Origin of the sequence: Aeromonas sp. 600724 (genome assembly GCF_049175135.1) — a bacterium.
In the GTDB taxonomy this organism is placed as follows: domain Bacteria; phylum Pseudomonadota; class Gammaproteobacteria; order Enterobacterales; family Aeromonadaceae; genus Aeromonas; species Aeromonas veronii_A.
Genome location: NZ_JAAKUM010000012.1, coordinates 1 through 23528, shown reverse-complemented (window position 1 = coordinate 23528; position 23528 = coordinate 1). Strand labels below are relative to the sequence as shown.

The window sequence follows — 23528 nt, the reverse complement described above, 5'->3', positions numbered from 1 at the left end:
ATCCGGATGCCGCTGGAGGGTATGCTGGGTCTGGTGATGGTCTTGCACCATCCCACCAAGCGTACTGAAGTTGATGATTCGGATGGCATGCTGGCTCCCATGAGGAACCAACTGTCTGGGTAACATTTTTGGAGTTTGATGATGAGTAACAAAGAACATCACAACGGCAAAGATGCCAAGAAAAAACCGCAGATGTCACTGAAAGAGAAACGCGAAGCCAAACGTCAGAAAGCAGAACTGAAAAACGGCAGCGCAATGAAGTAACGCTCCCCCTACAGCTGTTCCTTCGGAGCCAGTACAAAGCCAGCCCTTACCGGCTGGCTTTTATGTTTGTGGCTCACGGCGTGGCGCCGTAAGCCGCGAAAATCTGGTGATAACGACCATCCTGACGCATCGCCTCAAGGCGCTTATCAAACAGATTACGGGCATCGGCCATTCGGAAGGCAAAGTGATAGACGGTGGGCGGGAAGAGGTCTGCTTGCCTGACCTGATTGCGCTCGTAGTGCTCGCCTGCCTGGGCGGTGGCGATCAGCTGGTCGAGGTAGTAGTAGAACACCCGCTCCTCCAGTACGACTGCATCCACCCTGCCGCGCATTAGCTGATGTACCTGCACCTGCTGCTTGGCTACCTCCTCATAGTGGGGATTCTGGTTGGCCATGGTGGCGAACGCGCCCCCCAGAATGATCCTTGCCCGTTGAAAGGCGGTGACCCGTTTTGAATGCAGGTCGTCCAGAGTATTGATGTGGGTGCTGCGCAGGGTGAAGATCCGGTTATGGAAGGTGATAACGGGCTGGGACAGAAAATGGGGATCAACCATACCGGGTCTGACGTTGATGATGGCATCCAGCTTTCCTGAATCGAACAGGCGGAAGGTACGCTCCAGTGGCAGAAATTCAAAGCTGGGCTCATAGCCGCTGCCAGCGAACGCCGCTTTCAGCAGATCCAGCTCAATGCCGCGATTCTCGCCTTCGATGACATAAGGGGGGATGGCAAAGCTGACCCCGACCTTGAGTGGCGTTGCCTGCAACTGGCCGGAGAGCATGCTGGTCAGCATTAGCAATAAAGGGGTGAGCAGTTTCATTGCACTTTTCACAAAGCGTTCCTGTGGAGAATATCCATCACTGTAGGGGAGGCAACCAAAAAGCGTTATATCCCTTTCGGGCTGAGAGGTTCAGCCTGAGTGCATAAAAAAAGACCCTGAGTTATCAGGGCCTTTTCAATATTCTGTTCTTAAAACGGGATATCGTCGTCGAAATCCATCGGCGGCTCGTTATATACCGGCGGCGCAGATTGCGGCTGCTGGGCAGGACGGCCATAACCGCCTTGCGGCTGCATGTTCTGCTGCGGAGCCGGTGCCGGGCGCTGTTGATTCATCGGCTGCTGGGCAGGCATGCTCTGCTGCGGCTGACCCCAGTTACCCTGGGATTGGCCACCCATGTTCTGGCCCATACCCTGACCGCCTTGCGGACGGCCACCCAGCATCTGCATCACGCCAGTGAAGCTGTCGACCAGCACTTCAGTGGTGTAGCGCTCCTGGCCGCTCTGATCCTGCCATTTGCGGGTTTGCAGTTTGCCTTCCACATAGACCTGGGAGCCTTTCTTCAGGTACTCGCCAGCCACTTCGGCCAACTTGCCCATGAAGACGACGCGATGCCATTCGGTACGCTCTTTCTGCTCACCGGTCTGCTTGTCGCGCCAGGTTTCGGAGGTAGCCAGAGTAATGTTGGTCACAGCACCGCCACTCGGCATGTAGCGTACTTCCGGGTCTTGCCCGAGGTTACCGATCAGAATGACTTTATTGATGCCTCGACTGGCCATAATCTCTCTTCCACCTTATTTACAGGCCAGGTCGAAACCTGGTCCAACACGACTAGATACCTGATTAGCTGCTGTGTGCGGGGCGCAATGTCCCGCAGACGCATGTGACGGTCATAGTAACAGTTGCGAAGCGGATTGGCAGCATCCTTAACCTGCTTGATGTGCCAAAGGTAACTGTTGGCTCCTGCTGTCGTGATGGTCGGGTTGCAGTTGTTTCCGGCGCGTCCGGCATCACATTTCTGCCATATATTCCTGTTATGCTGGCTGATTGGCGAATTGGAATCTGTTTTTAAATCGACTAAAAACATATGGTTACGATATTTATGAGATCCATTCTCATACTTTTTTAATATTGTGCTCCCATACCTCCTTGGTAGACTCAGTCGGCCAGATTAGGTGGTTTACAGGTTCAAGGAAGAGCACACAATGAAAGCCGCATGCCCGATCGCACTGGTCACTGAAAATAATGTGCAGGCCAGCACATTTGCTGCATACCTCATCTCTCATTTGAGCCGTCCCGTCCAGCTAATCCACGAGATTAATCAGCTAGATAACCAGTGTGACGGCACGCTGTTTCTCATCGATCTCGACTATATCCGCTCTGGCCAGTCACTGGGCTGGAACCGGGCGATCTCCGAACGCTTTGGCATGGCGACCACCGTGCTGCTCAATGCTCCCACTGCGACGGATCGCGACCTGCTGCTGATGTGGCCGCAGATCTGCGGTCTGTTTTTCCGTCAGGATCCGCTCGACCGGCTGGTTGCCGGGTTGCAGAAAATCCTGTTGGGCGAGTACTGGATGCCGCGCCACCTGCTGTGCGAGCTGGTCGAATACTATCGCCAGGGCAACAGTTATCTGCTGCGTAACGACACCCTGCTGACCGCCAGAGAGCAGGAGATCATCCGTTATCTGATGACGGGCGCCTCCAATGTCGAGATCGCCGACAGCCTGTTTGTCAGCGAGCACACCGTCAAATCCCACCTCTATAACGTTTTTAAAAAGCTGAATGTGAAGAACCGGATCCAGGCGGTGAGCTGGGCCAAAGAGTATCTCGATGCTCCGGACTCTCACTGATGAAAGCGCTCTCTCTTACGTGTTGCCTCGCGCTGCTCTGGGGCTGCACGAGCGTTGTGGCGGGCGAGGCTGATGCACCGCTGGAGTCGGTGCAGCCGGAGCAGGAGAGTGATCGGCTAGATGTGGATGGTCTGGTGCTGGATCGCACTTTTACCCGTTTCGGTCAGGGCTTTTATAACGAATTTACCCGGTTGCGCAGCGATGAAGACCCGGATGCCAGAGAAAATCTGACGATTCATGAGCGCCCGACAGCCCGCTGGGGCAGCCTGATCTGGATCACTCATAACCGGAAGGTGATTTTTAAAACCGCGCTCTCTCCCGGCCGCAATCAGCAGGAGCAGAGCGCCAAACTGGCTTGGTCACAGGTCAGGCAGACCCTCGAACAGCAGAAGATCGCGACCCTGTTCATGGATACCTTCGATTTGGAACATGATGAACTATAAGGATATTTCTCATGCGTGCCCGGTTATGGCTAGTTGCTGCACTGATAGCGCCAACGCTCCATGCGTCGGAGCTTGTCTATCGCCCCGTCAACCCCAGCTTTGGGGGTAACCCTCTCAACAGCAGTCATCTGCTTGGCACCGCCAATGCGCAGAATGATTACAAGGATCCCGCCAGTGGCAGCGGTAGCAGCGGCACCTCGGCGCTGGATCGCCTGACCTCCAACCTGCAATCCCGCCTGATCAGCCAGCTGTTGGCCGATATCGGCAAGGATGGCAGCCAGAGCGGCAGTCTGGTGACCGATGATTTTGCCATCAATGTGGTGGATGAAGATGGCACTCTGGTGGTTTCGATCACCGACCGGGTGACCAACCAGACCACCATGATCGAAGTGAATGGCCTGATTGCCGACTGAGGGCGCGATGAAACGACAACTGTTATTGATAGTGCCCCTGCTTGCGCTGGCTGGCTGTGCGACCCATATCGGCTCGCCCGTTGCCGATGAGAAGGCAACCCTGATGCCGCGATCCGTCTCTTACAAGGAGCTGATCAGTCTGCCCAAGCCAAAAGGGAAAATTGTCGCGGCCGTCTACGATTTTCGCGATCAGACCGGTCAGTACCTGCCTGCACCGGCCTCCAACTTCTCCACGGCAGTTACCCAGGGCGGGGTGGCTATGCTGAGCACGGCCTTGTGGGACTCTCAATGGTTTGTGCCGCTGGAGCGGGAAGGGCTACAGAACCTGCTGACCGAGCGCAAGATTGTGCGGGCGGCCCAGAACAAGCCCAACGTTCCCGGCAACAATGCCAATCAACTGCCCTCGCTGGTTGCCGCCAACATCCTGATCGAGGGGGGGATCGTCGCCTATGACAGCAATGTACGAACCGGCGGGGCGGGGGCCAAGTATTTTGGCATCGGCGCCAGCGGGGAGTATCGGGTCGATCAGGTGACGGTCAATCTGCGCGCCGTCGATATCCGTTCAGGCCGGATCCTGAACAGTGTCACCACCTCCAAGACCGTATTGTCGCAACAGGTGCAGGCCGGGGTATTCCGTTTCGTCGAGTACAAGCGCCTGCTGGAGGCCGAGGCCGGTTTCAGCACCAATGAACCGGTACAGATGTGTGTCATGTCGGCTATCGAGTCCGGGGTGATCCGGCTAATAGCCAATGGCGTGCGGGACAATCTGTGGCAACTGGCTGACCAGCGGGATATCGACAATCCGATCCTGCAGGAGTACCTGCAAGACAATGCCCCGCTGCTTTGAGTTTTCCCGCTCGCACAATGCCCTCCCAGGTGGAGGGCATTTTTTTTGGCCTCCATTGAATACGAATTAAGACTTTCTGCTCAGCGACAGGGCGGCGCTTTTCATCCTCGAATCAGCGGAGTGCCTGATAGGCCGCCTCTGGTCTGACAGGGATACTGTGGGCGTTTTCCAACAAGGCGATGGCGCGATGAAACACCTGTTGAGTGCTCTCTTTTTCCTGCTGATATCGGGCGCCCCGCAACTCGCCGCAGAGCCTGCCGTCTTCGACGAGCTGGCGATGGCAAGCGAGCTGGATTCCGGTCTGCAGAACGATGGGAATCAGGCGCTGTTGTGGCAACTCGGTAGCGAGCAGCAACTGCACCTCACCCAGCAAGGGGAGCTGAATCAGGCGCGCCTGCTGCAACAGGGGTGGGCTAATGAGTTGGCGCTCTCCCAGGTGGGAGATGAGAACTGGGTCAATGGCGCGCAACTGGGCGAGGGCAATAGCGCCGAGCTCTATCAGGCGGGCATCAATAACCGGATTTGGCTGCTGCAACAAGGCAGCGGCAATGAAGCCTGGATCAGTCAGCAAGGGGCAGACAATCAGGCCCGGGCGATCCAGCTGGGTGATGGCAATCAGGCCAGCATCGAGCAAAACGGGTATGGATTGGCGGCAACCGTTATTCAGACGGGAGCCAATCAGCAAGTAAATGTCGTTCAAACCAACTGAGCCTAGGCTCAACCATTAGCACGAGAGGGAAATCATGTTTAAACGTACCATCATTGCCTCGGCAGTTCTTCTGGCGACCAGCACCGCTTGGGCGGCATCTACTGGCAACCAGGCTACGGTGAACCAGGCCCAGAGCGGCAATACCGCCACCATTAACCAGGTGGTGGGAAGCGTCGATAACAAGGCTAACATCGATCAAGCTGGTAACAACAACACAGCTGTTACCACTCAAAAGAATACCGGCCAGTCAGATGCCGATACTCGGCAGGTAGGTGACAGTAACGAGGGTTACATCTTGCAACAAGGTGACACTAACCTCTCCAAAGCCTCCATCGATACAAAGGGGAACGACAACTTTGCTGATGTGATTCAGCAATTTGAGAATGGCGGTGCGGTTGCCGGGGTTGTGCAGGATGGGGATCGCAACGACGCCAAGATCAAGCAAGATAATGGTGACTTAGCTGACTCCAGGATCACTCAAATCTCGGATGGTAATCGGGCTGTCATTAATAACCAGATATCCGATTTCGCTCGGGCGAGTGTACAGCAGCTAGAAGGGGGGGCTCACCAGGCTGACGTGACCCAGACAGCGGCTGATGGAGCCAACGCCGAAGTGGTACAACGTGGAGAGAGCAATATCACCAAGGTGCTGCAGGCAACCGGTAACTATGACTATGCACCGGCGGAAGGAACATCTGCAGTGGTGACTCAGAGTGGTTCTTTGAACAATGCAGACGTCACTCAATACGATAGTGCCAACGTAGCGACTGTTGAGCAAAGTGGAACCCGCGGTGAAGTGGTGACTCTGCAGCAAGGGTCTGATGCCGGGAATGGCAACGGCCTGTTGGCCAAACAGTCTGGAACCGGGGAGTTTGCTGACCTGACACAGGATGGTAATCGCAACCGGATTGAGACCGACCAGCAAGGTACTGGCAATGATGCCTTGGTCAACCAGACAGGTGATGACAACAAGGCCGTGGTCAACCAGTTAGCCAGCAGTACCGATGGTGCGGTCACCATTGATCAGGTAGGTAATGACAACTATGCCAATGCAGTGCAACAAGCAGGCAGCGGCAATACCATCGATATCGACCAGAACGGAACTGGCAACCAGGTTGCATCTGCTCGTGATGGTGAAGGCAAAGGCGCATGGACCTGGGGCTCGGACAACCAGCTGGTCGTTGCTCAGAAAGGTACTGACAACTGGGCTTATGCCGATGCGTCTCACTCTGAGTCTGTGGTCAAAGTGAGCCAGGATGGTGAGCTGAACAATGCCAAGGTTGAGTCCTACTTGGGTAGCGAGAACAAACTCACCGTGACCCAGAACGGCGCTGAGCACGAGGCTAATGTCTACGTCAATGCTGGGGTTGGTGGGGGGCGCAACACCGTTGATGTGGTGCAAAACGAAAGCTTCAATACAGCCAATGTGACCGTATTGGGCAGCGATAACCGTGCCTATGTCTATCAGGGTTCTGGTAGCAACTGATGGTTATCTCCGGATTCAGGGGCCTGCGGGCCCCTCTTTTATTGGTGCTGCTCTGTGGGTTGATGCTGGTTTATCGCGTTCCTTCACCAGTAACTGCAAGGGAAACCGAGATAGAACCCGATCCGTCGATCCGCTTGTCCCTCAATATGATTCAGAGCGAGCAGGGGCTGTCACTTGCACCGACGCTGTTCAGTAAGCGCGACGTGACGGTGAGTGTCAGGTTGCTGGTGCGCAGCGAAGGGGCAGCCGGGAGCACGACTCAGCGCCAGAGCCGTAATCTGTCGCTGCAGGCTGGAGTGGTCATGGCGGTTGGCAAAATAGGGCTGGGTTTGCGTTGCCCCTATCGGGTCGAGGTCACCGCCCGGATATGGCAAAACGAGCGGCTGCTGGTGGAGAAAAAAGAGCAGATGGCGTGCGCCGGATGATGCGCATTTCATCTCATGACTGTCTATTCATCCAGTAGTCTCTATGCCATACTGACTCGCTCAGGTTTCTGTATCGAGCGTGCAACAAGATGGAAAAGATCGTGGTCCGGGGTGCTCGCACCCACAACCTCAAGAACATCAATCTGACCCTGCCCCGCGACAAGCTGATCGTGGTCACCGGCCTCTCCGGCTCGGGCAAATCCTCTCTGGCGTTCGATACCCTCTATGCCGAGGGGCAGCGCCGCTATGTGGAGTCCCTCTCCGCCTATGCTCGCCAGTTCCTCTCCCTGATGGAGAAGCCGGACGTCGACCATATCGAGGGGCTTTCGCCCGCCATTTCCATCGAGCAGAAGTCCACTTCCCATAACCCGCGCTCGACCGTCGGCACCATCACCGAAATCTACGACTACCTGCGTCTGCTGTTCGCCCGGGTCGGTGAGCCGCGCTGCCCGACCCATGCCATTCCGCTTGCCGCCCAGACCATCAGCCAGATGGTGGATCAGGTGCTGGCCCAGCCGGAGGGGAGCAAGCTGATGCTGCTGGCCCCGGTGGTGCGTGACCGCAAGGGGGAACACACCAAGCTGCTGGAGAATCTGGCGGCGCAGGGTTATATCCGTGCCCGTATCGACGGCGAGGTGTGCGATCTATCCGACCCTCCCGCGCTGGAGCTGCACAAGAAGCACACCATCGAGGTGGTGGTGGACCGCTTCAAGGTGCGCGATGACCTTGCCTTGCGTCTGGCCGAGTCGTTCGAGACGGCGCTGACCCTATCCGGTGGTATCGTGTTGGTGGTGCCGATGGACGGGGAGGAGGGGGTTGCTCCCATGACCTTCTCCGCCAACTTCGCCTGCCCAGAGTGCGGCTACTCCATGTCGGAGCTGGAGCCGCGCATCTTCTCTTTCAACAACCCGGCCGGTGCCTGTCCCACCTGTGATGGTTTGGGCGTGCAGCAATATTTCGACCCGGCCAAGGTGATCGGCGATCCGGCCATCAGCCTGGCCAACGGCGCCATCCGTGGCTGGGACAAGCGCAGCTTCTACTACTTCCAGATGCTGAAATCTCTCTCCGAGCACTACAAATTCGATCTGGAGACGCCGTGGGAGGATCTGCCGCTCAAGACCCAGGAGGTGATCCTGCGTGGCTCCGGTCGCACCGAGATCGAGTTCCGCTACATGAACGACCGCGGCGACGTGGTGGTGCGCAAGCACCCGTTCGAGGGGATCCTGCACAACATGGAGCGGCGCTACCGGGAAACCGAGTCCAATTCGGTGCGTGAAGAGCTCTCCAAATACATCGCCAACAAGTCTTGCTCAAGCTGCGGTGGCAGCCGGCTGCGGGAGGAGGCGCGCCACGTCTTCGTCGACAACCGCAACCTGCCGGCCATTGCCGAGCAGTCCATCGGCGATGCACTGGCCTTCTTCGAGGGGCTGAACCTCACCGGCCAGCGTGCCCAGATTGCCGAGAAGATATTGAAAGAGATCGTCGAGCGGCTCGGCTTCCTGGTGAACGTCGGTCTCAACTACCTGAGCCTGTCGCGCAGTGCCGAGACCCTCTCCGGTGGGGAAGCGCAGCGCATTCGACTGGCCAGCCAGATCGGTGCCGGTCTGGTGGGGGTGATGTATGTACTCGACGAGCCCTCCATCGGTCTGCATCAGCGCGACAACGAGCGGTTGCTCAAGACCCTCACTCATCTGCGCGATCTCGGTAACACAGTGATCGTGGTGGAGCACGATGAGGATGCCATTCGACTCGCCGACCATGTGCTCGATATCGGCCCGGGGGCGGGCGTGCACGGTGGCGAGATTGTTGCGCAGGGCACCCCCCAGCAGATTATCGATAATCCGGAATCACTGACCGGTGACTACCTCTCCGGTCGCAAGCAGATCGTCATTCCGGCCGAGCGCACGCCGCTCACCGGCAAGTGGTTGAAACTCAAGGGGGCAAGCGGCAACAACCTGCGCAACGTCAACCTGGATCTGCCCATCGGGGTGATGACCTGCGTTACCGGCGTCTCCGGCTCCGGCAAGTCGACCCTGATCAACGACACCCTGTTCCGCATCGCCCACCGCGAGCTTAACAAGGCCACCGAGTCCACCCCGGCGCCCTATCGCAGCGTCGAGGGGCTGGAGCATCTGGACAAGGTGGTGGATATCGACCAGAGCCCCATCGGTCGTACCCCGCGCTCCAACCCGGCCACCTATACCGGCCTGTTTACCCCGATCCGCGAGCTGCTCTCCGGCACTCAGGAGGCGCGTTCACGCGGCTACCAGCCGGGCCGCTTCTCCTTCAACGTGAAGGGGGGCCGCTGCGAGGCCTGTCAGGGGGATGGGGTCATCAAGGTGGAGATGCACTTCCTGCCGGACGTCTACGTGCCGTGCGATGTCTGCAAGGGCAAGCGCTATAACCGCGAGACCCTGGAGGTGAAGTACAAGGGCAAGAACATCCACGAGATCCTCGAGATGACAGTGGAAGATGCCCGCGAGTTCTTCGACCCGGTGCCGGCGGTGGCGCGCAAGCTGCAGACCCTGATGGACGTGGGCCTCTCCTATATCCGTCTCGGCCAGTCTGCTACTACCTTGTCGGGCGGCGAGGCGCAGCGGGTCAAGCTTGCGCGCGAGCTCTCCAAGCGGGATACCGGTCAGACTCTATATATTCTGGATGAGCCGACCACCGGGCTGCACTTCCACGATATCCAGCAACTGCTCAAGGTGCTGCACCAGCTGCGGGATCGCGGTAACACCATCGTCATCATCGAGCACAACCTTGATGTGGTAAAAACTGCCGACTGGATCGTCGATTTGGGACCGGAGGGAGGCGCCGGTGGTGGCCGCATTCTGGTGACGGGGACGCCGGAGGAGATTTGCGCCAATAAAGAGTCTCATACAGCTCGTTTTTTGCGGCCACTTTTGGCGCGATAAGCCGTTATAATCGAGGGGCCTTTGGCCCCTTTTTGTTATAAAAATCGGGAGCATAGGGGGAAGCTCGTCAAGTGTGGGCAGGCTTGGCATCTCAGCATCATGGTAATGGATATATCGGGTTATGGCTCAGGCTCCGCGCACAATTGATCATCAGTTGGCTTACTCCATGTTCCCCATCTGGCTGGGGGCGATCCTGCTATTGCTGGTCCTGCTGGCGTGGGCCCAGATCCCGGCTGCCAGCCGGATTGAAGAACAGCGAATGAAGGAGCATCTGCTGCGCGTGACCAAGGCGGTGCAGGCGGATGTGGCCGCTCTGGATGCATTCAGTCGGGATTGGGGCATCTGGGATGACAGTCATCGTTTTATGGACAACAAAAGTAGGGCGTACATCGAATCCAACCTGTTCAGTGATATGCCGATGCGGGATTTTAGTCTCAACCTGATGAGCTTCATGGATCTCACCGGCTACGAAATCTGGACGCGCACCCTGCTACCCGATGCGCCGGGGATCAATCCGGACCAGTTTCCCTACTTCCTTGATGAACTGAAAAAGCAGTTAAGGGCGCGCTCGGTGGCGCAAGGGGGCATCAATCTGCATGGGATCCGTGCTTCCCAGTGGGGGCCGCTGATGTACTCGTGGCAGCCGATCAGAAACAGTGACGAGTCGGCACCGTTCAACGGTTTCTTGCTGGTTGTACGTTGGCTCGACAAGGCCTATCTCGAGCAGGTATCGGAGCGTACCGCACTGCCTCTGGCGATCTCCCACGCCAATCTGGATGTCACCGCTACCTTCAAACCACTGAAACCGCAAATAACGTATCGCCTGATCGACCTTGGGCTCACCCGGCTCAGGGGAGAGGTGCGACTGCTCAACAGCGATAACCAGCCGGTGCTGACTCTGGTGATTGAGGAGGAGAGAAAGATCTTGAGTGGCGTCATGGAGGGGGCGCTCTGGACCTTTATCGGCATGCTGTTTATCAGTTTTATCTGCGTCATGATCGCCATGTATCGGCTCAACAGCATTGTGCTTACTCCGTTGCAGCAGCTGGTGTCGGCGCTGCAACGCTTTGGCGATCGGCCAGATGCCACCTTGATCCCCTATATCGACAGCAGCGCCGAGATGGCGACCCTGAGCGGCAAGTTCAGGGAGATGGCCGGCAAGGTCAGTCAGCAACACGATGATTTGTTGGAAAAATCCAGCCAGATGGAGGTGGCTGCATTCACCGACCCCTTGACCCGTTGTTTCAATCGTCGCTATCTCGATGGTTGGTTGCAGGCCAACTGGGCCAAACCTTGTCAGCTGTTGCTGCTCGATCTCGATCATTTCAAACGGATCAACGACCGATTTGGTCATGATATGGGTGATCTGGTGTTGCAGCAGCTGGCAGAACTGCTGCACAAGCTGGTGGTGAGTGACGCCGAGCCCGTTATCCGGTTGGGAGGGGAGGAGTTTTTACTCCTGTTGCAGGTGGATAATGAGCAAGAGTTGGTACAGCGTGCCGATTATCTGAGGCTTCGTGTTGTTCAGCACCGTTTCGGTTCGGAGGAGAGGCCGCTATGGTTAACGGTTTCATCGGGATATTGTCGGTATCCTCTGCATCCGGCGTGCCCCGATACCTTCTGGAGCCACAGTTTCAAGCTGGCCGACCTGGCGCTCTATCAGGCAAAACTGAGGGGCCGTAATCGATGCTGTGGCTATTCGGGCACTCTGTCTGTTCGGGAGGTGATGGAACAGACCCCGGAGCAACTTGTCGAAGGGAATAGTCTTGCGTTGCAACATACTGTCAGCCCGGATTAGCCCTGCCGGACCAATACCAGATAGGCTAGGGCGACAATAAAACCGAGCAGGATAAAGAGAAAGGATCCGATCCCCCAAACGGCCGCGAGAAAGGCCCCCACCTTTTGCCATTTCGACTCATTTTTCATAAATAAACCATTACTTCCCAGTAACTTGCATGGCGCAAAAAATACGCTGGTTTGCCCATATTAACAACAATTAATAGCCACTCTGCCGAGCGATAAGGTGTGGTTTGCTTGCTTGTTTTGGCGCTGAATGGGGTTAGTTACAACCTGTCGCAACAGGTATTCCGGCTTGTTGTCTGGGGGCTCAAGGAGATTGGGATGGCGCGCAAAGATGTCACACCAATCGATTTATTTCCGCGCAACCTTTGCTTCAAGTCAATAACTTTGCATTTACAAGGGCATATAGTCAGCGGGCTTACAGCATCAAATGAAAACAAAAAAAGGGATTACGTGATGAAAAAATTACTTCCTCTGATGATTGCCGCTGCAGTGGCCTCTCCTTTCGCCATGGCCCATCAGGCTGGCGACATTCTGGTTCGTGGTGGTTTGGCATTTGTATCGCCGCAGGAAAGCAGCACGCCTGTAGAGCTGGAAATTAATGACAACATGCAATTGGGATTGACTCTCTCTTACATGATTACTGATAACTGGGGTGTCGAATTGCTGGCTGCAACCCCCTTCTCTCATTCAGTCAAACTGGGTGGCGCTGAAGTTGCCAAGATCAAGCATTTGCCGCCGACTCTGATGGGTCAGTACTATTTTGGCGATGCTCAAAGCAAGGTTCGCCCGTATGTCGGTATTGGCGTGAACTACACCACCTTCTTTGATGAAGAGGGTCGTGGTGCACTGTCAGGAACCGATGTCAAAGTCGATGACTCCTGGGGTGTTGCCGGACAAGTTGGTATCGATATGGCGATCACTGACCGCTGGTTTGTCAACGGTTCAGCCTGGATCATGGATATCGATACCGATGTGCATACTGCGATTGGCACCATTAATACCAAGGTCGACCCGATGGCCTTTATGGTGGGTGTTGGCTACCGCTTCTAATGATTCTGACTGCGGCTCTGATCGGACCGCGGAAGATAGCAAAGTACGTCTCTTTCAGCCCGGCTTGTGCCGGGCTTTTTTCGTATGGCTGATTTTGTCTGGACTGTGATCCAACCCGATACAAATCAATTAAATACCTGCCGCTTTATTTCAGTTATTCGCCACCCCTGCCGATAGTGACTATGTTCACTTTACCTTCCCCCAATGAGTGAGGATGTCTCCATGGGCTTATCTATCGTGCAGCGGATCATCGCCGGATTCGTGTTGATGCTGCTGTTGCTGATCCTGCTTGGTGTGATCAGTACCTTTAAAATCAAGGGTATAAATGACGGCCTCTCTGCCGTATCTGACCGCGCAACCCCGCTGGTGGTGGCTGTCGCAGGTCTCAAGGGGGCACTGCAGGATAGTAACCGCTGGGTGTTGGTCTACCGCACCAGTGAAGATGCTGCCCAGTTGCCGCAGCTGGCCAATCAGTTCAAGGAGCAACAGAACCGCTTCGCCCAGCTGAGTCAGGAGATGGGTAAATTTACCGATGTAGCGGATGCTCGTGCCCGCTTCCAGCAGGTCGAGAGTGCTACCACCCAATTTTATGGCTTGGCGGATCAGGTGTTGGCCCAGCATCGGCAGTGGGTCAGTGCGCTGGAGCAGCGCCACAAGCTGGAGATGGAATTTATCCGTCTTGAGGATACCTACCAGTGGGCGGCGGATCTGCTGCTGCAACAGGCCGCCAGCAAGCGCTCCATGCGCAACAAGGCGGAGCTTATTACCTCGGGTATCGCCCGCGATCTGAAGAATATCCGCCGTGCCGATGCCAAAACCGACCTGAATGAGCTGGAAAAGGTGTTGAGCAAGGACATCGAAATGGCCCGCAAGCGGTTGGAGCGGGTAGTGGTGCCCGATGATGTAAAAGCGCGCTTTGTCTCCAATCTGGATCGGATGCAGGAGTTGGCGCTCGGCGCTCAGGGCTTGCTGGCGACCATGCGTCAGGCTCAGCAACTGGAGCTGTCGCTGGCCACGCAAAATCAGCAGCTGGATGCCAGTCTGGTCAACAGCCTCAATTTGCTCGATGAGATGGGCAAGTCCGCCGGTGCCATCGCTAGCGATAGTCGGATCAACGCCGATGCCGCGGTCAGCAGTGCCAGCTTCTGGATCCTGGTGGTTGCCGCGATGTCGGCCGCTGCCGCACTGGTGATCGGCTATACCACGGCGCGCAGCATTCAGCGCCCGTTGCAGATGATCAACAAGGAGCTCGATTGCATGGCGGCCGGCGACATGACCCGCCGCATCAACTACCGCAGCAGTTGCGAATTTGGCAGCCTCTCTCGCTCCATCGATACGCTGGCGGGCAAGACCGGCGAGCTGCTCTCTCAAATCAATGCGGGCTCCCGTCATCTGGTGGATGAAGCGAGCCGCGCCGCCGAGATCAGCGAACGGGCCATGTCCCGGGTACAGGAGCAGAAGAGCCAGACCGATCAGGTGGCCGCCGCCATTACCGAGCTGGAAGTGAGCGCCACCGAGGTGGCCCGCTCTACCGATGGCACCAAGCGGGAAGTGGATCTGGCCGATGAAGAGGCGCGCAATGGTCGCCAGAAAGTGGCCACCACTCGCCGGATCACCGAGCAGCTGGCTGGCGCCATGGAGGAGGCGGTCGGCATCACCTACAAGCTGGGCGAATTCAGCAACAACATCGGCAGCATTCTCGATGTGATCCGCAGTATTGCCGAGCAGACCAACCTGCTGGCCTTGAACGCTGCCATCGAAGCTGCCCGTGCCGGCGATGCCGGCCGCGGTTTCGCTGTGGTGGCCGATGAGGTGCGGGCGCTGGCCAATCGCACCCAGACTTCGACCGAAGAGATCCAGGGGATGATTGAGAACCTGCAGAGCTCCAGCAAGCATGTGGTTGAAGTGATGGGGCGCAGCCAGGAGCAGACCCAGAGCTGTGTCGAGCAGACCCGCGAGATGGATGTGGCGTTGCAATCCATTGCCGATCGGATGGGAGCCATCAAGTCGATGGCGGATCAGGTGGCCCATGCCGCACAGGAGCAGATCTCCGTCAGTCAGGGGGTCGCTCGTCATATCGCCGGTATTGCCGATGTGGCATACGAGACAGAGCGGGAGGCGCGTGAATCTGCCAGCAGCAGCGAAGTACTGGCCGACCTGGTCGCCAAACAGCAGCAATTGATCGCACATTTCAAGGTCTAGGAGGGCTTATGTCTAAAAAGTGGATTGGAGCCCTGAGTCTCCTGTTGTGTGGCCAGCTGATGGCCAGCGAGCTGGTGATTGAAAGCTGGCGAACCGATGACAAGGCGTTGTGGGAGCAGAAAATCATCCCGGCGTTTGAAGCGGCGCATCCCGGCATCAAGGTGAGTTTTCATCCGGTGCAGAACGTTAACTACATGCCTACCTTGCTGGAGAACCTGAAGGCCGGCAAGGCTGGGGATCTCATTACCTGTCGTCCGTTTGATGATTCGCTTGCCCTGTTCAAGGCGGGCCATCTGGCCGAGCTGACCGAGATGGCGGGGATGGAGAACTTCCCGAGTTTTGCCCAGTCACCCTGGCAGACGGATTCCGGAGCCCAGACCTTCTGCGTACCCATGGCCTCGGTGATCCATGGCTTCTTCTATAACAAGAAGATTTTCAGTGAGTTGGGGCTCACCTTGCCGCAAACCCGCGATCAGTTCTTCGCCGTGCTGGACAAGATCAAGGCCGACGGTCGCTATGTGCCGCTGGCCATGAGTGGTTCCGAGAGCTGGGTTGCCTCCGAACTGGGGTTCCAGAACATTGGCCCCAACTACTGGAAGGGGGAGGACGGCCGTCTGGCACTGATCGGCGGGCAGGAGCGGTTGGACAACCCCCAATATGTGAAGGTGTTCGACGAGCTGGCCCGCTGGCGTTCCTACCTCGGTGAAGGTGGCGAGAGCCGCGATTATGCGACCAGCAACGAGCTGTTTACCTCGGGCAAGGCCGCCTTCTACGTGGCGGGCTCCTGGGAGATTGCTCCCTTCACCGGTAAGGTCGATTTTGGCGTCATGCGCCCGCCGGTGGCCAAACAGGGTGATGGCTGTTTCTTTACCGACCACACCGATATCGGTATGGGGATGAACCCGGCCAGCAAGAACAAAGAGGGGGCGATGGCTTTCCTGCAGTGGCTGACGACGCCGCAATTTGCCGATCTCTATACCAACTCGCTGCCGGGATTCTTCTCCCTCTCCAACCACTTCTTCGATGTCACCAATCCGGCGGCCAAAGAGATGATGGAGTGGCGCGATCAGTGTGACTCGACCATTCGGGTGGCGACCCAGATCCTCTCCCGTGGTACGCCCAAGTTGGGGGATGAACTGGCCGAGGTGAGTCAGGCTGTGTTGCTTGGCAAGATGGAGCCCAAAGCTGCCGCAAATCGACTGGAAGGTGGCTTGAAGGGCTGGTATGCCCCTCATCAGGGCAACAAGGCCAAGAGCGCGGATTGTCAGTGTGATACGGTTGCCCCTGCCCCTGCCCCTGCCCCTGCTCCTGCTCCTGCTCCAGTTTCAGCGCCGACGACTGAGGTGTCCGCAGCTCCCGCGACCAGTGAAACATCGGCCGTGGTGGCACCAGCTGTGACTCCCGCAGAACCCGCATCAGCGGCCGCTGCCCCATTACCGGCGCCGTCGGATGAGGTGGAACAGGCGCTCTCCAACGAGCTGGAGGCGCCACAGCAGCCACAGCAATAGGTCATCTGCATCAATAAAAACGGGAGGCATCAGCCTCCCGTTTTTTTATGGCTCGCGGCCAGCATGTATCGCTTTATTGTGCTTCGTGGGGCCAGCGGCAGAGGCTGCCGATGCGGGCAACCGGGGCAAACCCCAGAGAGCGGTAAATGCGCTGGGCATGGTAATGCTCGTCAGCCACTATGATCAGCTGTTTGGCACGGGATAATCCTGCGCGAGCCACTTGACTCAGCAGCTGGCGGCATAACCCCTGATTGCGCCACGCATGGTGCGTGCGTACCAACTGGAAGCGCCCAAGTGTGCCGCAAAAGAAGAGGCCACAGCTGGCGACCAGTTGTTCCTCTTTCCAGATCCCCCACCAGTCCCCGAGACCATCGGCAATCATGGCCTGATAGAGCGCCTGGCGGGATCGCAGATAGGGAAGATAGCTCTGTTCCGAGTGTCCCTCATCCCGTTCATTGAGTTCGAAGTCGAGCCACTCAGGCCAATCAGCAGTAGTGAAGGTGCGTGCCTCAACCTTGTTCATGTCGTCGTGAGGAGGTGGGCAGCTCTGTTCATCCAGCGCCAGTACCACGCACTCCATATATTGGTAACCTGTTGCGACAAAACCGGCGATCCGGCTGTTTTGTCCGGCCGCCAGTGGCCATTGGAAGGTGCGGTGGCGCACTCGAGGATCCTGGCCGATCAGTTGATCAAATGTGGCTTCCAGCCAGCCTTTGTCACGGTCGCTGGGTGGGTTGGGGAGCAGCAGGTAGTTGCCGAAGTAATAGCCGGGAGCATCCGGCGTGCGAACCGCCCAGAACTGATCGTGCTGAACAACCTCGCCCTGATAGCGATCGAACAGCAAGTCGGTGGCAAAGCCGGGGTGGGTATCCATGATGGTGCTCCTGCAAAGACTCATTCTGTTATCGGCAGGAGTGGGAAATAGATGAAAAGGGGCCGGAGAAACCTCCGGCCAAACAATCACACGCAGATTCAGAACGTCCAGGACGATCTGCCCCCATCATAACTCGACTGGGGCGATTTTGGGATGGGCACTTTTCGGTTACGTACCGTTAATTTTGTAAATATGAAGTTCGTCAGATCGGATGTGAGGTAAATCCCTGTTGACTTTGTGTCGTTTTGCTCATAAATATAAAGACGTTTAGACGTCCAAACATCCGTTTTGACGTAGGCAGATGGATTGCAGGACAGGGAGAAGAGCAGATGGGATTTCACAGTGCACGTCAGGTTGAGGCGCTCAACCAGAGCTTGGCAGATTTGAATGGCGATATATCGGTCAGTTTCGAGTTTTTTCCGCCCAATAGTGAAGGGATGGAAAATACCCTCTGGCAGTCCATCGAACGGCTGAAAGTGCTGGAACCCAAGTTCGTCTCCGTCACCTATGGCGCCAACTCCGGCACCCGTGATCGCACCCACAAGGTGATCAAGGACATCAAGGAGCGGACCGGCCTGATTGCGGCGCCGCACCTGACCTGTATCGATGCCAGCCGCGACGAGCTGCGCACTATCGCCCGCGACTACTGGAACAGCGGCATTCGCCATATTGTGGCTCTGCGCGGTGACTTGCCGCAGGGGCTGGAGAAGCCGGATATGTATGCCACCGATCTGGTTGCTCTGCTCAAGTCAGAGGCCGACTTCGATATCTCGGTTGCTGCCTATCCGGAAGGGCACCCGGAGGCCAAGAGTGCGCAATCCGATCTGCTCAACCTCAAGCGCAAGATCGATGCCGGTGCCAACCGTGCTATCACCCAGTTCTTCTTCGATGTGGAAACTTACTTGCGCTTCCGGGATCGCTGCGCGGCCATCGGTATCGATGCCGAAATCGTGCCGGGGATCCTGCCGGTCTCCAACTATCAGACCCTGGCCAAGTTTGCCGGTTTTACCAACGTGAAGATCCCGCGTTGGATGCATCAGCGTTTTGAGGGGTTGGATAACGATCAGATGACTCGCAATCTGGTGGGGGCTAGCATCGCCATCGATCAGGTGCGCGTGCTGAGTCAGGAAGGGGTGAAGGATTTCCACTTCTATACCCTGAACCGCTCCGAGCTGACTTATGCCATCTGCCATACTCTGGGGGTTCGTCCCAAGGGTTGACCGGTGGTCACCGCGATAAAAGCAAAAAGCCAATGAGTTGCTCATTGGCTTTTTCGTTATGGCCGATTATCAAGGTCTGGTCGGGGCGATCTCTTTTGGCTCAAGATCGATAACCGCATTACCGGCAGCCCCCGGATACTGGTGATAGACCTGATCCTGCTCCAGTGTGTAGAAGGTATCCAGATAGTCGTCGTTATTGGTCATCCAGGAATCGGGCAGTGCCTTGACGATGCGACCGCCGAGATCGAGGAAGGGCAGGGCTTCCGGCACGCCACCCGCGGTAAAGCCGAGTTTGAGGGCTTCAATCAGCAGGGCGCTCAGCTCCTTGTAGTTGACGTTGTCATCCTGCTCCATCATCACCACATCGACGGCACCCCAACGATAGCGATCCCAGTAAACCAGGATCTGGTTGGGGGTGTAGTCTGTGTTGTCATAGTCGAGGTAGGGCATGTCGACAATATCGACTACTGGCTCATCCCGGCTGGGGTTGACCCCTGCGACCACTGCATACACTTCGGCTGCGCCGAGCAGCCAGGGCTCCTGATCATCCTTCAGTCTGATCTTTTTCAGGATACTGGTCTTGAGTGGCGCTGTGCTGGCCGCCACTCGCGGAGCGCTTTGCAGATCAGCATCGGCCAGCGCCTTGCGCATTACCTTCAAGCCTGCGTTCTTGGCTTTGACGGGATCGGCTTCGACTACCAGAACCGGCCGGGCCGGTGCCTTGTCCACATCCAGATAGACTGGATTACCGGCGCTGTCGAACGCTTCAATGGCGCTCCAGCTCTTCTCATCCCCGCTCGGAACATAGGCGACCAGCGGTTCGACCCCCTGTTGCAATGCTGCGGCCTGATCGGTGTTGGCCAGCCGCAACTGCATCAGTTGCTTGACCTCGCCATCCAGTCCTTGTCGGCTGATGGCCGCCTGGTTGGCATTGGTCGCCTGCCGCTTAAGGCGCGGGCTGGCCTTCTGCAGCAGGTTGGGAAGCGGGCTCTGGTATTGCTGATTGCTCAGTAGGGGCAGCAGGTTTTTCTGCTGAAGTGCGAGCTGGCGAGCCAGCTCTCGATCCGTATCGGCAGCCTGGACGCTCGTGGCACCCAGTATGGCCAGTAGTAACAAGACAGCCTGATTTTTCATTTTTATTCTCCGTTGCATGGAACCTGACAGGGCACCATGTCCGGGAAGATTGGTGCCCTGGCACCACTAGAAGGAAATTAGTTTCACTTGTGAATCATTTTATCTGGATAGTGTGCAGAGGTTCACGGTTTGAGGTTCAATTGATTCCTTTGTCGATATGATTGGAACTGATAGATCGCCAGACCAATCAGCAGACCCCAGCAGGCTGCCGCGATGCCGAGCAGGCTGATCCCGGACGCGGTAATGATAAAGGTGAGCAGCGCAGCTTCTCGCGTTTCATCCTGGTGCAAGGCAGAGTGCAGGCTGCTGCCGATGGTACCTAACAGGGCCAAACCAGCGACGCAGGTGACAAGGGCTGCCGGAAAGGCGCTAAACAGGGTCGCGACGGTCGCACCGAAGCAGCCGGTCAGGAGATAAAAGCAACCCGCCCATACCGCAGCTGGCCAGCGGCGCTTGGTATCCGGGTCGACCTCTTTGCCCATGCAGATGGCGGCAGTGATGGCGGCCAGATTGAAGGCATAGCCGCCAAAAGGGGCGAGCAGCAGGCCAGTCAGGCCAGTCCAGCTGATCAGCGAGGAGGTGGAAGGCTGATAGCCGTGGGCCCGCAAGATGGCAATTCCCGGCATGTTTTGCGATGTCATGGTGACAATGAACAGCGGCAGCGCGATACCAAACAGAGCATCAAGGGAGAAGGCTGGCCATGTCCAGACCGGGCTGGCGAGTTGCCAGTGAAGGGTGCCCATTTGCAAATCCCCCCGCACGCTGCAGATCAGCATCCCCACTCCCAGTACTAGCACCATGGTATAGCGGGGCCAGAGATGACGACCCAGCAGGAAGGCCAGCAGCAGGGTGCCAAGCAGCAAGGGATCTTGCGGGGCGACCTTGAATAGATCCAATCCGAATCTGAGCAGCACGCCAGCGAGCATGGCGGCGGCCAGTGGAGCCGGAATATGTTTCATCAAACGGTCGAACCAGCCGCTGATGCCACACAGCGTGATCAGCAGGGACGAGATCACAAAGGCGCCGATGGCTTCCGCCAGAGTGAAGTTGCCCAGCGTGGTGATCAGCAGTGCCGCGCCCGGTGTGGACCAGGCGGTTAGTATGGGTATGCGGTAATAGAGAGAGAGGCCGATGCAGCTCACCCCCATGCCGATCCCCAGCGTCCAGAGCCAGGAGGCAACTTGGGCAGTATCAGCATCCGCTGCCGTGGCGGCCTGGATGATCAGGATGACGGAGCTGGTGTAGCCGACCATCACGGCGATAAAGCCGGCGACCAGATGGGGGAGGGCGAAGGGCATGAGACTTCCTTTTGGCGTTGTGACGCGCTGTGCGTTATTACGTACAATACAGCTTTGACTATATCTATGTGCGCTATAGCGCACAAGTCGCATCATGCAAGAGTAATAAAGAGGCAGTTATGCAAGAGATGAGTCAGCATCTGGCTGCTCGACTGAAGGGGTTGCGCAGCGAGCGCGGCTGGAGCTTGGATGCCGCCGCGCGCGAAACGGGTGTCAGCAAGGCGATGCTGGGGCAGATTGAGCGGGGAGAGTCCAGCCCAACGGTGGCGACGCTGTGGAGGATAGCCACCGGTTTTCGAGTCTCATTTTCCAGTTTCATTGAGCCCACACCAGCCGTGCAGGAGGAGGTGCTCTATCGCACCGCCGATGCCATTCGCCAGCAGCCAGCGGGAGAGGGCATGCAAGTGGCACCGCTCTTCCCTTATGAAAACCGGTTTGGTTTCGAGTTGCTTGAGCTGACCCTGTTGCCGGGTTACCAGCGTGAATCCGAGCCCCATGAGCCGGGAGTGACCGAGCATGTCATCGTCATCAGCGGCATGATGGAGGTGCTGGTGGAAGGGGAGTGGCGCTCACTGGTGCAAGGGGAGGCGGTGCGTTTTGCTGCCGACCGTCCCCACGGTTATCGCAATCTGGGCATAGCCCCGGCGATCTTTCACAACCTGATCCACTATCCGGTGGCAACACTCTGAACATGTTCCGCAGTCATCAACCCGGTCGACCATCTGCTCTGGGGCGGATCAGTATCGGGGTATAGACCCAGACAAACAGACCATAGGCAGCGATCCAGGCAAGCGCGCTGAGGTTCCAGCCATGCAGGGTATAAGCAGGCCAGAACAGCGGAATCGTCACCCGCATTGTAGCGGCAGCGATAACCAGGGCGAATGCGCCAGTGATCCTGCGTCCTACCTGCAAGGCCCGACCGCTATGGCCGAGGGAGACTCGCGCAATCATGCCCAGGATCATGGTGCCCATACAGCCTGCGCTGAGCAGGTGACTGGCCATCGACAACGTGATGGGCAGACCCGCGCTATGTGCCGCAAGGGCGAGCAGGCCAAGAGGGATAAACAGATAGGCGAGATGGAGTGACCACAGCAGGGGATGCGTAAGGGTCGATGGCAGATGCCAACGCAGTTGTCGCCACAGATGCAAACTCGCCGCCACTATATAGAGAGGCACTATATATATGCTGGTGAGCCACTGGGTGGGGAGCAGCAGCCAGCAGAGCAAGATAAGCCACTGTGTCGCGAGCGCCGCCCGCTCCAGCCAGAGCTGAGGTGCAGCTTTATCCTGACCGGTTGCTCGGGCGGTGAAGAACGGAATCACCCTTCCACCCATCACGGCGATCAGGGTGGTAAACAACAGCACAGTGGTGATCAATAGGTGCTCAACGGTGATCCAATCGGCCTGCCATAACCAGCTGGCGCCATTGAGTAGGGTCAGTATCAACAACAGGGGCACGAAGAAGAGGTTGCGCCATTGCCGGGTTATCAAGATAGGCTTGGCAAGGAACCAAGTGCAAAGCGGCAACCAGAGCAGGTCTGCCAACATCAGAAGCGTATTCTCTTCACCCAGCCAGGGTAACAAGGTCCTTGGCAACATCCACAACCCCACCACCATTGCCAATGGCCAGCTCCGAACAACGGGATGGGCCGTCCAGTTCTGCACCGCGGTGAGCAGAAAACCCGCGACGATGGCAGCCCCGAAACCAAACAGCATCTCATGACCATGCCACCAGATCGGGTTGGCAATCCCTGGCAAGGTTAGCCAACCGTTGAGCTGCCCCAGCCAGAGCAACATGGCGACGGCAGCAAACAGAGCCCCGAACAAGAAGAAGGGTCGGAACCCCAAGCGGAACAGCGGGACGATTTGCTCTTCCTTATGGCTATCGAGGATTTGATGCATGAGGGTATTCCAATTAAACATTTGAGATGGCAATTATAAATTGGCTTTTCAAATGTTCAATTTAAATCCGGCAATAGTCAGGATTGATGCCATTTTGAGCAAAAAAAGAGGTGGTTGCTTGATATCTGAGCGAACGAACTCTTTTGCTGAAAAAGCCCTTGTCATCGCAGCGCCGCTCCCTATAATGCGCCCCTACCAGCACGGCGGAACACGCCAACCTGATGAGCCAGCTTCCTAGTGAAGTGGGCGCCGAAAGAAAAGCGAAAACAATCGCTTGACTTTCGAAGTGAGAAGCGTAATATGCGCCTCCTCAACGCGACAAGCGTGACGCTCTTTAACAATTTGAATCAAGCAATCTGTGTGGGCACTCACAGCATCGAACATCAAAACAATTTTTGATTTTC

Annotated in this window: 21 protein-coding genes; 15 read left to right on the top strand and 6 right to left on the bottom strand. The window is 57.0% G+C overall.

The genetic code is table 11. The features are described from left to right. The first annotated feature begins 138 nt into the window (after nucleotides 1-138). Nucleotides 139-264, top strand: a complete 126-nt coding sequence (locus G5168_RS12345) for a hypothetical protein (protein WP_019445191.1) — start codon at nucleotides 139-141, stop codon at nucleotides 262-264. A gap of 73 nt (nucleotides 265-337) precedes the next feature. Here G5168_RS12345 and G5168_RS12340 read toward each other — a convergent pair whose 3' ends face one another. Further along, nucleotides 338-1081: a substrate-binding periplasmic protein gene (locus tag G5168_RS12340; protein ID WP_421252309.1), complete on the bottom strand. Its 744-nt coding sequence runs from the start codon at nucleotides 1079-1081 to the stop codon at nucleotides 338-340. Between the two features lie 149 nt (nucleotides 1082-1230). Beyond that, entirely contained in the window at nucleotides 1231-1818 is a 588-nt protein-coding gene (locus G5168_RS12335) for a single-stranded DNA-binding protein (protein ID WP_005340181.1), read from the bottom strand. Between the two features lie 426 nt (nucleotides 1819-2244). Here G5168_RS12335 and G5168_RS12330 point away from each other — a divergent pair, with 426 nt between their 5' ends. From G5168_RS12330 to G5168_RS12275, 12 genes are all read left to right on the top strand, one after another. Further along, entirely contained in the window at nucleotides 2245-2892 is a 648-nt protein-coding gene (locus G5168_RS12330) for a LuxR C-terminal-related transcriptional regulator (RefSeq protein WP_042080923.1), read from the top strand. 56 nt (nucleotides 2893-2948) lie between these two features. Beyond that, nucleotides 2949-3335: a curli production assembly/transport protein CsgE gene (locus G5168_RS12325; RefSeq protein ID WP_258224409.1), complete on the top strand. Its 387-nt coding sequence runs from the start codon at nucleotides 2949-2951 to the stop codon at nucleotides 3333-3335. Nucleotides 3336-3346: 11 nt separating this feature from the next. Further along, nucleotides 3347-3748, top strand: coding sequence for a curli assembly protein CsgF (locus G5168_RS12320; RefSeq protein ID WP_019445195.1), 402 nt, complete (start codon nucleotides 3347-3349; stop codon nucleotides 3746-3748). A 7-nt stretch (nucleotides 3749-3755) separates the two neighbouring features. Continuing rightward, nucleotides 3756-4595: a CsgG/HfaB family protein gene (locus tag G5168_RS12315; RefSeq protein WP_005355003.1), complete on the top strand. Its 840-nt coding sequence runs from the start codon at nucleotides 3756-3758 to the stop codon at nucleotides 4593-4595. A gap of 187 nt (nucleotides 4596-4782) precedes the next feature. Next, nucleotides 4783-5304 carry a curlin gene (locus G5168_RS12310; protein ID WP_111901629.1) on the top strand — a complete coding sequence of 174 codons (522 nt, stop codon included), beginning with the start codon at nucleotides 4783-4785 and terminating at the stop codon, nucleotides 5302-5304. 34 nt (nucleotides 5305-5338) lie between these two features. Beyond that, a complete protein-coding gene (locus G5168_RS12305; protein ID WP_421252279.1) occupies nucleotides 5339-6790 on the top strand; it encodes a curlin in 1452 nt (483 codons plus the stop codon). Beyond that, complete coding sequence (gene csgH / locus G5168_RS12300; RefSeq protein WP_421252278.1) at nucleotides 6790-7215, top strand: curli-like amyloid fiber formation chaperone CsgH; 426 nt, start codon at nucleotides 6790-6792, stop codon at nucleotides 7213-7215. The genes G5168_RS12305 and csgH overlap by 1 nt, the downstream gene beginning before the upstream one ends. Nucleotides 7216-7304: 89 nt before the next feature. Further along, nucleotides 7305-10133, top strand: coding sequence for an excinuclease ABC subunit UvrA (uvrA, locus tag G5168_RS12295; protein ID WP_421252277.1), 2829 nt, complete (start codon nucleotides 7305-7307; stop codon nucleotides 10131-10133). Nucleotides 10134-10254: 121 nt separating this feature from the next. Beyond that, complete coding sequence (locus G5168_RS12290) at nucleotides 10255-11931, top strand: sensor domain-containing diguanylate cyclase (protein WP_421252276.1); 1677 nt, start codon at nucleotides 10255-10257, stop codon at nucleotides 11929-11931. Nucleotides 11932-12389: 458 nt separating this feature from the next. Then, nucleotides 12390-12986 (top strand): OmpW family outer membrane protein, encoded by a 597-nt coding sequence (locus tag G5168_RS12285; protein WP_227342973.1) that lies wholly within the window; start codon nucleotides 12390-12392, stop codon nucleotides 12984-12986. 222 nt (nucleotides 12987-13208) lie between these two features. After that, nucleotides 13209-15188: a HAMP domain-containing methyl-accepting chemotaxis protein gene (locus G5168_RS12280; protein WP_421231742.1), complete on the top strand. Its 1980-nt coding sequence runs from the start codon at nucleotides 13209-13211 to the stop codon at nucleotides 15186-15188. An 8-nt stretch (nucleotides 15189-15196) separates the two neighbouring features. Then, on the top strand, nucleotides 15197-16696 hold the full coding sequence (locus G5168_RS12275; RefSeq protein ID WP_421252275.1) for an ABC transporter substrate-binding protein: 1500 nt from the start codon (nucleotides 15197-15199) through the stop codon (nucleotides 16694-16696). Nucleotides 16697-16769: 73 nt separating this feature from the next. Here G5168_RS12275 and G5168_RS12270 read toward each other — a convergent pair whose 3' ends face one another. Beyond that, nucleotides 16770-17570 carry a GNAT family N-acetyltransferase gene (locus G5168_RS12270; protein ID WP_421172473.1) on the bottom strand — a complete coding sequence of 267 codons (801 nt, stop codon included), beginning with the start codon at nucleotides 17568-17570 and terminating at the stop codon, nucleotides 16770-16772. A 329-nt stretch (nucleotides 17571-17899) separates the two neighbouring features. Here G5168_RS12270 and metF point away from each other — a divergent pair, with 329 nt between their 5' ends. Then, complete coding sequence (gene metF, locus G5168_RS12265; protein ID WP_005340191.1) at nucleotides 17900-18790, top strand: methylenetetrahydrofolate reductase; 891 nt, start codon at nucleotides 17900-17902, stop codon at nucleotides 18788-18790. A gap of 69 nt (nucleotides 18791-18859) precedes the next feature. Here metF and G5168_RS12260 read toward each other — a convergent pair whose 3' ends face one another. Both G5168_RS12260 and G5168_RS12255 read right to left on the bottom strand, forming a co-directional pair. Next, nucleotides 18860-19924, bottom strand: coding sequence for a DUF3103 family protein (locus G5168_RS12260; protein WP_227341860.1), 1065 nt, complete (start codon nucleotides 19922-19924; stop codon nucleotides 18860-18862). A 122-nt stretch (nucleotides 19925-20046) separates the two neighbouring features. Next, nucleotides 20047-21222, bottom strand: a complete 1176-nt coding sequence (locus G5168_RS12255; protein ID WP_227341861.1) for a benzoate/H(+) symporter BenE family transporter — start codon at nucleotides 21220-21222, stop codon at nucleotides 20047-20049. Between the two features lie 119 nt (nucleotides 21223-21341). On the opposite strand from G5168_RS12255, the gene G5168_RS12250 reads away from it, so the two are divergent. Then, on the top strand, nucleotides 21342-21911 hold the full coding sequence (locus tag G5168_RS12250) for a helix-turn-helix domain-containing protein (protein WP_421252274.1): 570 nt from the start codon (nucleotides 21342-21344) through the stop codon (nucleotides 21909-21911). 16 nt (nucleotides 21912-21927) lie between these two features. On the opposite strand, the gene G5168_RS12245 is transcribed toward G5168_RS12250, so the two are convergent. Then, nucleotides 21928-23124: an NnrS family protein gene (locus G5168_RS12245; RefSeq protein ID WP_421252273.1), complete on the bottom strand. Its 1197-nt coding sequence runs from the start codon at nucleotides 23122-23124 to the stop codon at nucleotides 21928-21930. Between the last annotated feature and the right edge of the window lie 404 nt (nucleotides 23125-23528).